Source organism: Nocardia huaxiensis, assembly GCF_013744875.1.
Taxonomy (GTDB): Bacteria; Actinomycetota; Actinomycetes; order Mycobacteriales; family Mycobacteriaceae; genus Nocardia; species Nocardia huaxiensis.
The window spans coordinates 1,107,301-1,124,495 of the sequence record NZ_CP059399.1 but is presented as its reverse complement, the minus strand read 5'-3'; the positions used below and the strand labels follow the sequence as shown (position 1 = coordinate 1,124,495).

3 protein-coding genes are annotated in these 17,195 nt (G+C 70.9%); all 3 read right to left on the bottom strand.

Annotated elements, in window-relative coordinates; genetic code table 11:
- Positions 1 to 4: 4 nt before the first annotated feature.
- The 3 genes from H0264_RS05125 to H0264_RS05115 all read right to left on the bottom strand — a co-directional run bounded on the left by H0264_RS05125 (position 5) and on the right by H0264_RS05115 (position 17,054).
- Complete coding sequence (locus H0264_RS05125; protein ID WP_181586143.1) at positions 5 to 2,485, bottom strand: excinuclease ABC subunit UvrA; 2,481 nt, start codon at positions 2,483 to 2,485, stop codon at positions 5 to 7.
- Complete coding sequence (locus tag H0264_RS05120) at positions 2,482 to 15,981, bottom strand: non-ribosomal peptide synthetase (protein WP_181582893.1); 13,500 nt, start codon at positions 15,979 to 15,981, stop codon at positions 2,482 to 2,484. The genes H0264_RS05125 and H0264_RS05120 overlap by 4 nt, the downstream gene beginning before the upstream one ends.
- A gap of 221 nt (positions 15,982 to 16,202) precedes the next feature.
- Positions 16,203 to 17,054 (bottom strand): quinone oxidoreductase family protein, encoded by an 852-nt coding sequence (locus tag H0264_RS05115; protein WP_181582892.1) that lies wholly within the window; start codon positions 17,052 to 17,054, stop codon positions 16,203 to 16,205.
- Between the last annotated feature and the right edge of the window lie 141 nt (positions 17,055 to 17,195).

Below are 17,195 nucleotides of genomic sequence, written 5' to 3'. Positions count from 1 at the left end.
GAGATCACCGGGATTCGGCTCGTCGCAGGTAGCGTCCGGTCAGGCTGTCCGGCGATTTCGCGATCTCGCGCGGCGTCCCGGTCGCGACGATGCGGCCGCCGTCCGGTCCGCCGCCGGGGCCCATATCGATGACATGGTCGGCATTGGCGATCATGTCGAGGTCGTGGTCGATGGCGACGATGGTCGCGCCCGAACGCAGCAGCCGGTCGAACACGCCGAGCAGGGTCGCCACATCGCGGGGATGCAGGCCGGTGGTCGGTTCGTCGAAGACGTAGAGGATGTGCCGCTGGCTCGCCCGCAATCCGCCGGCCAGCCGCATGCGCTGCGCTTCACCGCCGGACAGGTAGGGCGTGGGTTCGCCCAGATGGAGGTAGCCGAGGCCGACCTCGCGCAGCGCCGCCAGCGGCTGGCCGATGCGCGGGGCGCCGGCGTAGCGGTCGGCGGCGTCGGCGACGGTGAGGGCCAGGACATCGGCGATGGTGAGGCCGTCCACCCGCACCTCGAGGGTTTCCGGGTTGTAGCGGGCGCCGTGGCAGGCCGGGCAGGTGAGCGTCATGTCCGGCAGGTACTGCACATCCAGCGACACTTCGCCGAGTCCCGCGCAGGTCGGGCACTGGCCGCCCTTCACGTTGTAGGAGAAACGCCCAGCGCCCCAGTGTCGTTCGCGGGCGAGCGGGGTGGCGGCGAAGAGGGCGCGGATGCCGTCGAGCGCACCCGAGTAGGTGGCGGGGGTGGAGCGGCTGTTGTTGCCGATGGGGGTGGAGTCCACGGTGACGACGCGGCGGATGCCGCCCGCGTCGAGTTTCGCCACGTGCCCGGGCAATTGCTCGTGGGCGAAGGTCCGGGCGAGTGCGGGCACCAGGCTGTCGAGGATGAGACTCGTTTTGCCGGAACCGGATACGCCGGTCACGAGCGTGAGCCGCTCGACCGGAATGCGGGCCGTCACCTGGTGCAGGGTGTAGAAGTCGCCGACGGTGAGCTCGAGGTGTTCGTCGCCCGCCTGTACCTGGCGCTGTTTGCGGACGTGGATGTCCGCCTGCCCGGAAAGATACGGTCCGGTCACCGAATTCGGGTCGGCGGCCACGGTTTCCACGCTGCCCTGCGCCACGACCGTGCCGCCTGCCCGGCCCGCGCCCGGCCCCATTTCGATGAGGTGATCGGCCCCGCGCAGCAGATCCGCCTCGTGATCCACCATGACCACCGAATTGCCGTTGTCGACGAGGGCGCGGATGACCTCGCGCAGGCCCTCGACATTGGCTGGGTGCAGGCCGATGGAGGGTTCGTCGAGCACGTACAGCATGCCGGTGGACCGCGCCTGCAGCGTGGAGGTCAGCTGAATCCGTTGCCGCTCACCGGTGGACAGCGATTCCCCGGCGCGCTCCAGGGTCAGGTAGCCGAGGCCCAGGGTGAGCAGCGGCTCCATGGTCCGGATGAACTCGGCTGTCAGCCTTTTCGCGAGCTCATCCAGCTCGGCGGGCAGCCGCTGCGGCAATCCCGGTGCCCAGGACTGCAATTCGGCCAGGGTGAGCGCGCTGGTGACGGCGATGTCGCGGCCGTCCACCAGGGTGGTGAGCGCCTCGGGCCGCAGCCGGGTGCCGCGGCAATCCGGGCAGGTGTGCAGGGTGAAGAACTTGCCCAGCCGCTCGCGGGTGGTCTCGCTGCTCGCATTGGCCAGCGAATGCCGCACGGCCGCACGGGCATTCTCGTAGGTGCCGTTGAGTTCGGCGGCCCGGCCGGATTTGGTGGTCACCACGACATGCCGCTTCACCGCGGGCCCGTCGAGGACGATGTTCTTCTCCCGCTGCGTGAGTTCGCGATACGGCACGTCGATGCGCACGCCGAGCTGGGCGGCGATCTGCGGCTGGAAATCCCGCAGCGGCAGCTTCCACGGGGCGACCGCTCCCCCTTCGATGGTGAGATCCGGATTCGGGATCAGTGCCGCGTCGTCGATCTCGTCCACCGTGCCGAGGCCGCCGCAGCGCGGGCACGCGCCGAAACTGTCGAAGGCGAAGGATTCCGCACCCGGCAGCTCGAACCGGCCGCCGCACTCCGGGACGTCGGCGTAGCCGCGCATGGCCGCATCGAGGGACGGTGGCAGCCGGAAACCGTTGGGGCACAGGTGTGAACCGAGACGCGAGTACATGAGCCGCAGCACGTTGTACACCTCGGTCATGGTGCCGACGGTGCTGCGGCGGCCCGGAACCGGCGGGCGCTGCTTCAGGGCGAGGGTGGCGGGCAGATAGTCGATGCGGTCCACATCCGGGCGCTCGGCCTGACTGATGCGGCGGCGGGTGTAGGTGGACAGGCCGTCGAGGAAACGCTGATAGCCCTCGGCGTACAGCACATCCATGGCCAGCGAGGACTTCCCCGAACCGGACAGCCCGGTAATGGCGACCCAGGACCACAGCGGGACATCCACATCGATGTCCCGCAGATTGTGGACGCGCGCGCCCACCACCCGGATGGCCTCCGGGAGGTGGGTCACGCCGGGTTCCAATGCTCGGCCAGAGTCGCGCCGATGCGGGCGAGCGGGCCGGGGTGAGCCAGGCCGATGTGAGTGGCATCGACGGGGATGTCGATCACCCGGCCGGTGAGGTGCGCGGACCAGCTCTCGGCCGGGCACCGGGTGCGGCCGGTCTCCCGGGCGGCGGTGAAATGCAGGATGTCGCCGGTGAATACGCCGCTGGGGGCACCGGGAACCCATCTGGTCAGCGCGGCCGTGGCCCGCTCGATCAGGTCGGCGGGGAGAGTCGCGGCCACCTGAGCGCTGGAGGCCGTGCCCAAGAGCTCGCGCCACGCCGCGTCCGTAACTTCCGACTGTGTGGTCGGCGCGGTCGAGTCGTTCTCGGCGGTGGAATCCATGAGTGCGAGCAGGACGATCTGTTCGCCTCGAGCCTGGAGGCGGACCGCGATCTCATGGGCGATGCGGCCGCCGAGGGACCAGCCGAGCAGGCGGTACGGGCCGGTCGGTTGCGTTCGCCGGATCTCCCGGATGTACCGGTCGGCGTAGTCGGCGACGGTGGCCATGGGCGGCTCGGCGTGCACCACCCACGGGTCCTGAATGCCGTACAGCGCCGCCGTCGGATCGAGGTGGGGCAGCAAACCGGCGTAGGGCCAGGACAATCCGCCACCGGGGTGGATGCAGAACAGCGGTGTGGCGGTGCCCGGGCGCAGTGGATGCACGATCGCATACGGGTCGTCGGCGACCGGACGCTCCCGCAGCCGCTGCGCCAGAGCGGCCACGGTCGGGGCCTCGAACAGGTCGCGCAGGGCGACCCTGCCGTCCAGGAGCGACAGAACCCGGACGGCGGCCAGCGAATTGCCGCCCAGGGCGAAGAAGTCGTCGTCCAGGCCGGCGCGGTCGAGGGCGAGCACCTCGGTGAAGGCCGCGGCCACCGCCTTCTGCGCGGCGGTCGACGGTCGCCGGTACTGCCGCCCGGCCACGGGCGGGGGCGGCGGCAGGGCCGAGCGATCGACCTTGCCGTTCCGCAGCACGGGCAGGCTGTCGAGGACCACGACGGCGGGCACCAGATAGTCCGGAAGTCGTTGCGCCGCAATGGCTGCGATCTTGTCCGCTTTCAGCGCCGCACCGTGCTCCGGCACCACGTACGCGACCAGCGATCCACCGGCCGGACCGTCCACGTGCCGGGCGACGGCGTGCGCGACCCGAGGTGCGGCGGCGACGGCGGCCTCGATCTCCGCCAGCTCCACCCGGATTCCGCGCAGTTTCACCTGAGCATCGGTCCGGCCGTGACAGCTGAGCTCGCCGTCGGCCGACCAGCTCACGAGATCGCCGGTGCGGTAGAGCCTTTCACCGCCGCCGAACGGGTCCGCGACGAACCGGGCAGCGGTGAGCCCGGGGCGGACCAGGTAGCCGCGCGCCAATCCCGCACCGCCCAGGTACAGCTCGCCGGTCGCACCGGCGGGAACCGGGCGCAGGCAGCCGTCGAGGACGTAGCAGCGCACACCCGCCGCCGGAGTCCCGATGGTGATCGGTCGATCCGCCGCGAGCGCGCCGCTCATGGTGGCGATGACGGTGGCCTCGGTGGGGCCGTAGGCGTTCACGAAACGCCTGCCCTTACCCCATGTTTCGACCACGGACCGGGTGCACGCCTCGCCGCCCGTGATCACCGCGGCCAGGCTCCGCAGGCCCTTCGGGCTGGTGCAGGCCAGGACGGCCGGCGTCACGAAGGCGTGCGTGACGCGTTCCTGGCGCATCAGCCGGGCGAGCGGTTCCCCGGCGCAGACCTCCGGTGGCGCGACCACCAGGGTCGCCGCGGCGCTCACCGCGAGCACCAGCTCCCAGACCGAGACGTCGAAACTCGGTGAGGCGACGCACAGTATGCGGGACTTCTCGTCGGCCCCGATGGAATGCGCCTGCGCGGCCACCATATTCGCCAGGCCCTCGTGACCGACCACCACGCCCTTGGGGCGACCGGTCGAGCCCGAGGTGTGAATGACGTAGGCGGCGTTGGCGGGACGGATCGGGACGATCGGCGGCAGGGCGTCCATGCGGGCGGCGGCCGGGCCGGGCGAGAGGATTCGGGCGATCTCACCGCCCGCACCGAGCACGATCACGCACAGGCCGGGCAGTGCCGTGAACGCCTCGGCATGTTCTTCGACCGTGATGACGATGCGGGCCGCAGCGTCGGCGAGCACGGCGGCCCGGCGGCTGTCCGGGAAACCCGGATCCACCGGCATGAAGGCCGCGCCCGTGCGAGCGACACCCCAGAAGGCCACCACCCAGGGCAGCGAGCGCGGGATGCCCAGGGCCACCACGTCTTCCGCGCCGATATCGAGGGCCGCCAGGCTGCGCGCGAGATCGGCGGCCAGGCCGCGCAATTCGATATAGGTGAGAGCCGCCTCGCCGCAGCGTACGGCGTCGGTCTGCGGTGCGCGGCGCACGGCCGTGGCGAGCAGGTCCGGGAGCAGGACGGGGTGGTCCGCGGGTTCGGTGCGGTTCCAGTCTTCGACGATCTGCCGATATTCGGACCGGCTCAGTATTCCGAGACGGGCGGTGGGAACCCGCGGATCAATCGAAATCTGTTCCAGCAGTTGTAGGTATCGCTGTGTGAGAGCCGCCACGGTGTGCTGATCGAACAGGTCGGTGGCGTACTGCACGTTCAGCGTCACACCCGAATCTGACTGTGCCACCACGAATTCGAGGTCGAAGCGGGACGTGGTGGCGGGCAGGATGACCGGATCGGCGTGCAGGCCGGGCAGTTCCGGTCGTACCTGCTCCAGATCCTGCAGGGAAAGCATGACCTGGAACAGCGGATGCCGGGACGGCGAACGCGGGGGATCGAGCGCCTCCACCACCTGCTCGAACGGCACCTCCGCGTGCGCGAACGCCTCCAGGTCGATATCGCGGACGCGTGCCATGAACCGCGAGAACAGTTCGGCCGCAGCCACTTCCGTGCGCAGCACCAGCGTGTTCACGAACATGCCGACGAGCTCGTCCAGCTTGGCCGCACCGCGACCCGCCACGGGTGTGCCGATGGCAATGTCACCGTTGCCCGACCAAGCGGACAGCAATACCGCGAGCCCGGCATGCAGGGTCATGAACAGCGTGCAGTCGTACTCGCGGGCCACGGTGCGCAGACGCTCTGCCGTCTCCGCCGGGATCTCCACGGCGACAGTCGCTCCGCGCTGCGAAACCCACGCCGGGCGAGGCCGATCCAGCGCAAGCCCGATCTCCTCCGGAAGACCCGCGAGAGCTGTTGTCCAGTAGTCGATCTGGCGGCGCAGCTCGGAATCGGCATCGTCCGCCGACCCGAGGACGGTGCGCTGCCACAGTGTGTAGTCGGCGTACTGCATCGACAGCGCGGGACGATCCGGCACCCTCGCCGCCAGCGCCGCCGAATACCCTTCCGCCAGATCGCGAGCCAGCGGGCCGAGCGAGAAGCCATCCGCATTCGCGTGGTGAACGACGAAGGCCAGCAGCCACTCCCCCGCATCGGCCGACTCGGTCACGGTGAACAGGGCCGCGCGAACCGGCACCTCGGCCAGGAGGTCGAACGGCGCAGCGCAGAACTCGGCCAACGCCCCGGTCATTCCGGCCTGCTCTCGGCCGGAATCCACAGTGCCGGTGGGTATTCCGGTGCGGTGGATCCCGGCTAAAAGCACGCCGGGATGACGGGGGGATGGTGGGGCGGCGTCCTCCGCATGCGCGGTGAGCAGTTCGACCGGGATCGACCGCTGGCAGACGGTTCCCTCGAGCTCCGGGTAGTAGGTGCGCAGGCTCTCGTGCCGGGTCAGGACATAGCGCACCGCTGTCCGCAGAGCGTCGAGGTCCAGCCGCCCGCGCAGCCGCAGCACCAGGGGGATGTTGTAGGCCGGGGAGTCAGGGGCGAGGCGGTGCAGCAGCCACAGGCGCTGCTGGGCGTAGGACAGGGGGACGACTTCGGTCCGTGACGTGGCTGCCGGAAGCGGACGGGCCGCGACCATCGGGGCCTCGATGTGATCTGCCGGTGCGGTGACCGTCGGGGCTTCGATGCGCTCGGCCAGGGCGGCGACCGTCGGTGCCTCGAAGATTTCGCGCACCGGGATGTGTGTGCCCAGCGTCGCGCCCAGCCGGGCCGCCACCCGGGTCGCGCTGAGGGAGTTGCCGCCCTCCTGGAAGAAATGGGTGTCCGCACCCGCCCGCGGCAGTTCGAGGACCTCGGCGAAGACCTGCGCTACCGCCGCCGCCACGGAGGTGTGCGGGGCACGCACGGGTGCGGCGGTGGGCGCGGGTACGCGGAGGGCCGCGCGGTCGAGCTTGCCGTTGCCGGTCAGGGGCAGCCGATCGCAGAACACGATGGTCGCCGGGACCATGGTGGCGGGCAGGCGTTCCGCGACGGCGTCCCGCACGCTGTCGGGGGTGGGCCGATCCCCGGCATCCCGGGAATCGGGCACCGCGTACGCCACGATTCTGGGATCTCCGGGGAGATCGCCGGCCACGGTGGCCACGGCCTGGGCGATGCCGGGCACAGCGGTCACCGCGGCTTCGATCTCGCCCAGCTCGATGCGGACGCCCCGCAGCTTGACCTGAGAATCGTTGCGGCCCAGGAACTCCAGTTCACCGTTCGCGCGGTGGCGCACCATGTCCCCGGTGCGGTACATGCGACCGCCGGTGAACGGATCCGGGACGAATCGCGCGGCGGTGAGCGCGGGCCGGGCGTGATAGCCGCGCGCGACACCGGAGCCCGCCAGGTAGAGCTCCCCCGCGACGCCGGGCGGGACCAGGGACAGCCGGTCGTCGAGGACGTAGCAGCGGACGCCCGTATCCGGGCCGCCGATCGTGACCGGTCCGTCGGTGTACGGGCTGCTCAGGGTGGAGATGATCGTGGTTTCGGTGGGGCCGTAGGCGATCAGCAGCGTGCGGCCCGCCGACCACCGCGCGGCCACGGCCGGGGCGACCATCTCGCCGCCGGTCACCAGCACGGCCAACGCGGAATCGGGACCGGACAGCCCGGCGGCGTCCATGCCCGCCAGCACCGCGGGGGTGACGAAGGCGTGCGTAATGCGGTCCCGGCGCAGCATTTCCGTGAGCTCGAGCCCACCGAAGACATCGGGATCCGCGACGACCAGCGTGGCGGCCGCGCCCACCGCGAGCAACACCTCCCAGACGGAGGCGTCGAAGCTCGGGGACGCCAGCTGGAGGACTCGCGAATCCTGCTCCGGTGCACAGTGTTCCGACTGGGCGTGCGCGACATCGGCAAGCCCCGCGTGCGTCACCGCGACGCCCTTCGGGGTGCCGGTCGACCCCGAGGTGTAGATGAGATAAGCGGTGTCGAGCAAGCGCAGGGGCCGCACCCGGATCGCGTCGGTCACCGCGCCGGGATCGGTGCGAGCGAGTTCCTCGAGCAGGTCCGGAGCGTCCAGCAGCAGCCACGGCCGCGCAGGCTCGGGCAAGGCCGGTAGTCCGGCGGCGACGGATTCGATCGTAAGACCCAGCATCGCAGCGGAATCCGCGAGCATGTGCGCGATGCGCTCGCGCGGATGCTCCGGATCCACGGGCAGGTAGGCCGCACCCGCCTTGGCCACCGCCCACAGCGCGATGACCCATTCCAGCGATCGCCGCAGCGCGACGGCCACCACCTGCTCGGGTCCGGCACCCGTGCGGATCAGGCAGCGGGCCAGTCGATTCGACTGTTCATCCAGCTGCCGATAGGTCAGTGCGCGACCGTCGAACACCACGGCATCGGCGTCCGGAGCTGCCGCCGCCGCACGAGAGAGCAACTCGGGCAGAAGGATCGGCGGCATGGCGCCGGTGTCGTTCCAGTCGCGCAGCAGCCGCAATCGTTCGGCCGGGTCCACGATGTCGACCGCCCACACCAGCAGGCCGGGATCGGCGCTCAGCTGGGTGAGCACACTCTCGTAGCGCCGCACCAGCATCCGCGCGGTCTCCGGGTCGAACAGCGCGGTGTCGTAGCGCAGCGTGAGGACCGTCTCCGAATCCTTGTCCGCGATATCGAATTCGAGGTCGAATCGCACCGTCACCGCTGTCCGCTGGACGGGTTCCACCCGCACGCCCGGTAGTCGCGGCTCGGGCCGATCGACATTGCTTGTCGCCAGCGTGATCTGGAAGATCGGATGCCGCCCGCTCACCCGCGGCGGGTCGAGGGCTTCGACGATCCGCTCGAAGGGGACCCGCGCGTGCGCGAACGCATCCACATCCGCGTCACGCACCCGATCCAGCAGTCCCGCGCACGACTCGTCCGGGTCGACCATGACGCGCAACGGCACCGAATTGACGAACATGCCCACCAGGTCATCGAGCTCGGCCACGTCCCGACCGGCGGTCGGCGCACCGATCACCACGTCACCGGTGTGCGCGAGCTTCGACAGCAGGATCGCCAGCGCGGCATGCGCGACCATGAACAGCGAGGCCCGATGCTCCCGTGCCAGCTCCCGCAGCCGATCCGCGACGGGCTGCGGCACAACGGATTCCACGCTCGCGCCGGCATGCCGCGCACGCACGGGGCGCTGGTGATCCCTCGGCAGCGCCAGCTCGCCCGGCGCCCCCTCCAGCACTCGAACCCAATGCGCCAGTAGCCGATTCAGCTCCGAACCCGGATCCTCGGGCGACCCCAGCACGCCCTGCTGCCACAGCGTGTAGTCGGCGTACTGCAATGGCAGCGCCGGCCAATCCGGTTCCAGCCCGAGCGTTCCGGCCGTGTACGCGGCCGACAGATCCCGTGCCAGCGGGGCGAGCGAGAAACCGTCCGCATTGATGTGATGCACCACCATGGCGAGCACCCACCGGCGCGTATCGACCGAGTACAACCGCACTCGCAGCGGTGGCGCGGCCGACAGCTCGAACGGCTCCGCCTCGAACTCGGCGAGCGCCCGCTCCAGCCGGTCGGCGGACACCCTGCGGATCTCCAGCGCGCCGATATCCTGCTGCGCCACGGCCTGATACGGCACACCCTCGCGCTCCGGGAAGTAGGTTCGCAGCGCCTCGTGCCGCGCCACCACATCGACGACGGCATCCGCCAGCGCGGCCACATCCAGATCGCCGGTCAGCCGCAGCGCCAACAGAATGTGGTACGCCGCGCCCGACCCGAGCCGGTCCAGCAGCCAGATCCCCTGCTGGGCCGCCGACAACGGCACAAACTCCGGACGCGAGTGCGGCCTGACATCCGGCGGTTCACCCGCGTCCCGGTGCGCGGCGTCCTCGATCCGCTGGGCCAGTGCCGCCACGCTCGAGTGCTCGAACAGATCGCGCAGGGGCAGGGCGATACCGAGTTCGGTGCGGAGCAGGGTGACGACGCGGGTTGCGCTCAGGGAGTGTCCGCCGAGGGCGAAGAAGTCGTCCTCGGCGCCGACCTGTTCGATCTCGAGCACGCGGGCGAAGACCCGGGCGACAGCCTGTTCGGAAACTGTTCGCGGCGGCCGGAATTCGGCGCGCGGACGGACCGGGACGGGCAGGGCGGCGCGATCCACCTTGCCGGTCGGTGTGAGTGGCAGGCGATCGAGCACCGTCACCAGGGCGGGTACGGCCTGGTCCGGCAGCAGGCGGGCGACGGCGGCGCTCACCTCGGCGCGGTCGAGCGGGCCGTCGGCGGTGGGGACGACGTAGGCGAATACCTCTGGGGTGTCGGCGGATTCGTCCGGCCGTCGCAGGATCGCGACCGCGTCCGCCACGCCGGGCAGGGACGCAAGGACGCCTTCGATCTCGCCCAGTTCCACCCGGACGCCCCGGATCTTCACCTGGGAGTCGGTGCGGCCGTGGTACTCCAGTTCGCCGTCGGCGCGCCAGGAGCCGTGGTCGCCGGTGCGGTACATGCGCTGTCCCGGCGGGCCGAAGGGGTCGGCCACGAAACGGGAGCCGGTGAGGTTCACGTCGTGGTGGTAGCCGCGCGCCAAACCCGCTCCGGCCACGTAGATTTCGCCGACGATGCCGGGTGCCACCGGGCGCAGGCGGGCATCCAGGACGTAGCAGCGGGCACCCACCACGGGCGGGCCCAGCGGGACCGGGACATCGGCGCCGGAGCTGTGCAGCGGGAGTCCGGCCGTGGCCCAGATGGTGGCCTCGGTGGGGCCGTAGGCGTTCACGAGCGACCGTCCCGCGGACCATGTTCCGGCCAGTTCCGGCGGGCAGGTCTCGCCGCCGGTCGCCAGCATGCGCAGGTGCGGCACGCGGTTCGGGTCGGGGAGGGTGGCCAGGACCCGGGGGGTGAGCATGGCGTGGGTGATGCGTTCGAAGACCATCAGGTCGAGCAGGTCCTCGCCCGCGTACGCCCAGGCGGGAGCCACCACCAGGGTGCCGCCGGAGGCCAGCGCCTGCAATAGTTCCCAGACCGAGGCGTCGAATCCCGGTGACGCTACGGCGAGGACACGGGAGCCGGGGTCGCTGTCGCAGCGCTGCGCCTGGGTGACGACGACATTCGCGAGACCGGCGTGGGTGATGGTGACGCCCTTGGGGGTTCCGGTCGAGCCGGAGGTGTACATGACGTAGGCCGGATTGTGCAGGCGCAGGGGGCGCACCCGATCGGCGTCGGTGACCGGCGGGGCGGCCGGGCCCGCCAGTTCGGCGGGGTCCGCGACCAGCCAGCGGCCGGTGGCCAGGGCGGGCAGGCCCGACCGCCACTCGTCGGTCGTAATACCCTCGACCGCAGCCGAATCCGTGAGCATGCGGGCTATCCGCGCGGCGGGTGCGGTGGGATCCACCGGCAGGAAGGCGGCGCCGGAATGGGCGACCGCGCAGACCGCCACCACCCATTCCAGGGAGCGCGGCAGGGCCACCGCGACCACGTCCTCCGGCCCGACCCCGGAGTCGATCAGCGTGCGGGCCAAGCGATGTGCGCGGTCGCCGAGTTCGCGGTAGGTCAGGGTGGCGTCACCGCACACCACCGCCTCGGCGTCCGGGGCGTAGGCGGCGGCGCGGGTCAGCAACTGCGGAAGGGACAGGGGGACAGCCTGACTGGTGTCGTTCCAGCGGTGCAGCACCTGTTCGCGCTCGGCGGGCGACATGAGGTCGATGTCGCCGACGAGCACGCTCGAGTCACGGCCGACCCGATCCAGCACCCGGCCCAGCCGTCCGGCCAGGGCCGCCATCTGCTCGCCGTCGAAGAGGTCGGTGGCGTACCGCAGCGCCACCGAGAGCCCGGCCTCCGCCTCCGAGATGACGAACTCCAGATCGAATTTGGCCAGCGGCGAGGCGATTTCGACGGGCTCCACCCGCAGCCCCGGCAGCTCGAATCCGGCCCGGCCCAGCGTGCGATACGACAGCATCACCTGGAACAGCGGATTGCGGGTGCGCGAGCGCGGCGGGTCGAGGGCCTCGACGACGCGCTCGAAGGGCACCTCGGTGGCGAACGCGCCCAGATCGATATCCCGCACGCGGGCAAGCAGATTCGCGAACGGCTCGGCCGCGTCCACCTGGACGCGCAACACCAGGGTGTTGACGAACATGCCGATCAGTTCGTCGAGCACCGCCGCGCCGCGCCCGGCCACCGGGGTGCCCACCGCGATGTCATCGCCGCCCGATACCGCCGCCAGCAGCACCGACAGCCCGGCGTGCAGCACCATGAACGGTGTCGCGCCCTGGCGGCCGGCCAGTTCGTGGATCCGGCGCGTGGTCTCGCTGGGAATCGCGACGTGCACTTCGGCCGCACGCCGGAGGGCGCTGGCCGAGCGCGGCCGATGCGGCGGCAGCCCGGATTCGGCGGGCAGGCCCGCGAGCACGCCCGACCAGTAGCCGAGCTGCCGGGACAGCATCGACTCCGGATCGGATTCCGAGCCGAGCAGCTCCCGCTGCCACAGGGCGTAATCCGCGTACTGCACCGCCAGCGGCGGCCAGTCCGGGGCCGCGCCACGGACGCGGGACTCGTAGGCGGAGGCCAGATCCCGGGCGAACGGCCCCAGGGAGTAACCGTCGGCGATCACGTGATGCACGAGCACGGCCAGCACGTGATGGCCCGGCGAGCGGTCGTCACCGTGCACCGCGAGCAGCCGGACCCGGATCGGCGGCGCGGCGGTCAGATCGAAACCGATCGCACCGAACTCGTCCAGCACACTGCCGATCTTCGCGGCTTCGACCGGCTCCGCCGCCAATTCCCCGGCCACCTCCGCGGCGGGCGAAAACCGCTGGCAGACAATCCCGTCGACCTCGGCGAAGGAGGTGCGCAGGGCTTCGTGCCGCTGCACCACGTCGCCCAGTGCGGCGGTCAGCGCGGCGATGTCCAGGGTTCCGACGAGACGCAGCGCCAGCAGCATGTTGTAGGCCGCCGACTCCGGGTCGATGCGGTGCAGCAGCCACAAGCGTTGCTGCGCACCGGAAACCGGGACCACGTCCGGGCGCGGTCGAGGCTCCAAGCGGGCGCGATCCGCCACCCGATGCCGGGCACGCACCAGATCCGCCAGGGCCGCAACGGTGCTCGCCTCGAACAGGTCCCGGACCGTCACATCCACGCCGGTCTCGGCAGTCACGCGAGCCACCACCAGGGCGGCGGTGAGCGAATCGCCGCCGAGGGCGAAGAAATCGTCGTCCAGTCCGATGCGCCGGGTCGCGGCGGGACCGCACACCACCGCACCGAAGGCCGCCGCCACCGTCTTCTCGACGGCGGTGAGCGGTGCGCGGTAGGCAACCGTGGGGCAGGCCGGCACCGGCAGCGCGGCCCGATCGACCTTGCCATTGGCGGTCAGCGGCAACCGATCCAGCAGCACCACCGTGGGCACCATGTAGCTCGGCAGCCGCTGCGCCGCAGTGCTTTCCAGCTCACAGGCGGCGAGTAGCACCCCGGGTGCGGGCACCGCGTACGCCACCAGCCGAGGCGCGGTACCGCCACCGGCCGCACTGCCCGAGGCAGCCCCGCCGCCTCCGGCAATCGCAGCGCCGCCGTGCACCAGCACTACGGCCTGCGCGACGCCCGGGTACGTGGAGAGCACCGCTTCGATCTCGCCCAATTCGATACGCAGACCCCGCACTTTCACCTGGAAGTCGGCGCGGCCGCGGAACTCGAGTTCGCCCGATGCGTCGCGGGTGACGAGATCTCCTGTGCGGTACAGCCTTTCACCCGGGACGCCGAAGGGGTCCGGGACGAATCGCGCCGCTGTCGTCCCGGGGCTGCGCAGGTACCCGCGTGCCAGGCCCGGTCCGCCGAGGTACAGCTCCCCGGGCACTCCCGGTGGGACGGGACGCAGCCAGGCGTCGAGGACATGGCAGCGCCCGCCGGGGAGGGCGGGGCCGAGGAAGACGGGCCGATCCGGGGTCAGCACAGCGGTATTGGTGACGATCGTCGCCTCGGTGGGGCCGTAGACGTTCACCAGCGTTCGCCCCGGCGCCCAGCTCGAGACGACCGACTGCGGGCAGGGTTCGCCTCCGGTCGACAGGAAGCGGAGGTGATGGAGGCCGCGGGCGTCCGTCCCGGCCAAGGCGGCCGGAGTCACGAAGGCATGCGACACCCGCTTGCGCCGGATCAGATCCGCCAGTAGCGGGCCGGCGTAGGCGTCGCCGGTCGACACCACCAGGGTCGCACCGGCGTGCACTGCCATCAGCAGTTCCCAGATCGAGGCGTCGAAGGTCGGCGCGGACACGCACAGCACTCGGGAGTCCGGCTCGACACGCATCCGTTCCGTCTGCACGGCAACGACATCGGCCAATCCCGCATGGGTGATCACGACGCCCTTGGGTGTGCCGGTCGATCCGGACGTGTAGATCACGTAGGCCGGATGGGCCGCCCGCAGCGGCCGGGTCCGATCGGCATCGGTGACGGCGGTCGCGGTGCCGACGGCGTGCAGCGAACCGGTGTCCATGGCGGCGGGCAGCACGATCCAGTCGCGTTCGCCATGCCCGCTCATGAGCGAGGTCGTCGCGGCCGTGGTGATTCCGATGCGGACGGCGGCCTCGGCGAGCACGGTCTCGAGCCGCTCGGCCGGATGGTCCGGATCGATCGGCAGATAGGCCGCACCGGTTTTCACCACAGCCCAGAACGCGACAACCCATTCCGCCGAGCGGTGCGCGGCCACCGCCACCACGTCCTCGGGGCCGATGCCACGGCGACAGAGGTTGCGGGCCAGCCGATTCGAGAGATCGTCGAGTTCGCCGTAGGTGAGGGCGGTTTCACCGCAGACCACCGCGGGGGCCGATGCGTCGCGGGTGACGGCGGCGGCCAGCAGGTCCGGCAGCAGCACCGGATCGCAGGCACGGGCTTCGCTGGGCGACACGGTAATTCGCTGCCGCTCCGCCTCCGAGAGCAGTCCGATGCGCGCCACCGGCTGGTCCGGGCTCGCCGCGATGAAGTTCGCCAGGAACAGCAGGAAGCGTCGCAGGTACTGCTGCGCCGTCCGCGCGGAGTACCTGTCCGGATTGGCCAGCAGGTCGACCGACAGCCCTGCTTCGGCCCCCGCCCGATACAGGTTGAAATGCAGGTCGGCCACGGAACCCGAAGAGAGAATGCGGTATTCGCCGACGGCCGCACCGAAACGGCTGGTGTGGTCGAAGAACATGAGGTTCACGCTGGGCCCGAGAATCTGGTCCGCCGCCACCCCGAGCGAGCGCCGGATGTCCTCGAACCGGTACCGCTGATGCCGCAGCCCACCGGTGGTCTCCCGGGCGGCGGACTCGATCAGTTCGCGCAGCGTGCCCGCTCCCGCGCCACGCACGCGGATGGGCAGCACATTGGCCAGCATGCCCCCGGACTTCTTGAGGGCGGCGGTGGTTCGCGCCGAGGTGGCCAGCAGCACCACGGGATCCGGCTCCCCGGACATGCCCGCCCGGAAGGCCGCGACGGCCGCGACCAGCAGTTGCGCGGGACTGACCGCGCAGGCGGTGGCCAACCGCTCCAAGCTGTTCCACTGTTCGGGGGTGATCGCGCCCGCGGCCCGGAGCGCGGGCGGCAGCGCGCCGCCGCGCCTCGGGAAGCGCGCCGCGGCGGGCGCGGGCTGCGGTGCGGTCCAGTCGGCGAACCGTTCCCGCCAGTATTCGCGGTCGGTCTCGAAACGCGCCGACGCCCGGTACTCCGCGTCGGCGGCCTGGATTTCCATGGGCGCGAGCCCGCCGTACGGCGTCGGCTCCACACCCGCGAGCAGGGCCTCGTACCACTGCCCGACGCGCACCAGCAGACTCAGCCCGCCGTAGCCGTCGATGGCGACGTGGTGCATCTGCGCGTACCAGATGTGATGACGCGGTCCCACCCGCAGCAGCGCCGCCGCCCACAGCGGGGCATCGATCAGGTCGATGGGGACGCGATGCCGGCGATCCATCCACTCCCGCGCGGCGCGCAGGGGATCGGAGCGGTCGGCGAAGTCGACGCGTTCCAATCCGCCGCCGATATCGCCCGCCAGCCACTGATAGGGCCGCCCGTCCGCCACCCCGATCCGCAACCTCCCGACACCGAACTCCTCGAACGCGCGATGGCTGGCGGTATCGAAGAGTTCCGCGTCGAGCTCACCGTGCAACTCGAGGTAGTGCGCCTGCCCGGGTAGCGCGCGCGCCCGCTGCTCGGCCCCGGATTCGTCCGCCAGCCACAATTCCATTTGGGCGCGGGACAATTCGAAGGGTACGGAGTGGAAAACTTCCGGAGAATCGGCGAGCACTATCCCTCCCGGCGTGGAGAGTGGCGGAATGCGCCGGGGCACAATCGGACTCCGCCACCGCGCCGTCCCAGCACCCCGTCAGCCGGACAGTACCGCACAGTTGCTGAAAACTAGCCACCATTCCGTTCGTGCCGCACATGGACGAATGATCACCGCCCCGAACCGATTAGCCGATCTCAGGACCCGGCAATCCGAACCATGACCCGGCCCTGGTTTCGGCGCGCTTCCACCAGTGCGATCGCCTCCTCCAGCCGATCCAGGGGCAGGATCGTATGCCGCGGCCGCAGCTTACCCGCCGCCAGCAGATCCCAGAGTTCGCTACGAATTGCCTCGATGACTTCCGGCCGCGTGCGACTGAGGAGGCCCACCGAGAATCCGGTCAGGGTCTTGAGATCGGGCAGCAGACTCCCCGAATCCACCGCACCCCCGCCGGCGCTGTAGGCGACCAAGCGCCCGTGCGGTCCGAGCGCGTTCACGCCCTTCTGCACGATCTCCCCGCCCACCCCGTCGAGCACGACATCGACCCGCTCCGGCCACTGTTCGCCGTAGGTGACCACGGCGTCCGCGCCGCACTCCCGCAGGAACTCCGCCTTCTCCATCGAACCGGCCGCCGCCGCCACCCGGCTCGCGCCCAGCGCCGCCGCCAATTGCACTGCCAGATGCCCACTTCCGCTCGCCGCGCCGGTGATCAGCACCGACTCCCCCTCCGTGAACCGCCCGGCGCGCAGCGCGCCCAGCGCGACCAGCCCGCCGCGCACCACCGCCAGGGCATCGGCGGTATCGGCCCCGGCCGGAACCTCGGTCACCAATCCCGGTACGCCGAAAGCGTATTCGGCGTACGCGCCTTCGAAAACCACTCCGGCGACCCGCTTTCCGAGCCAGCTCGGGTCGAGGTCGGCCCCCACCTCGACCACGGTCCCGACGATCTCTCCCCCGGGATCGGCGGCATTTCCGGCCCGCCGCATGCGGACCAGCGCGATACCGACTCCCGCCAGCTCGACCGCGATGCGCAGCTGTCCCTTGTGCATTCCGACCACCTTGCCGCTCGAACTTATTATCGACCTAAAATTTATGTCGGGCTATTTTTTGTGTCAAGCATAAGTTTTCGGCAGGGGTATACAGACGAGCGCGGCGGCCGTCCGGGGACGGCCGCCGCGCTCGGGGGGTGG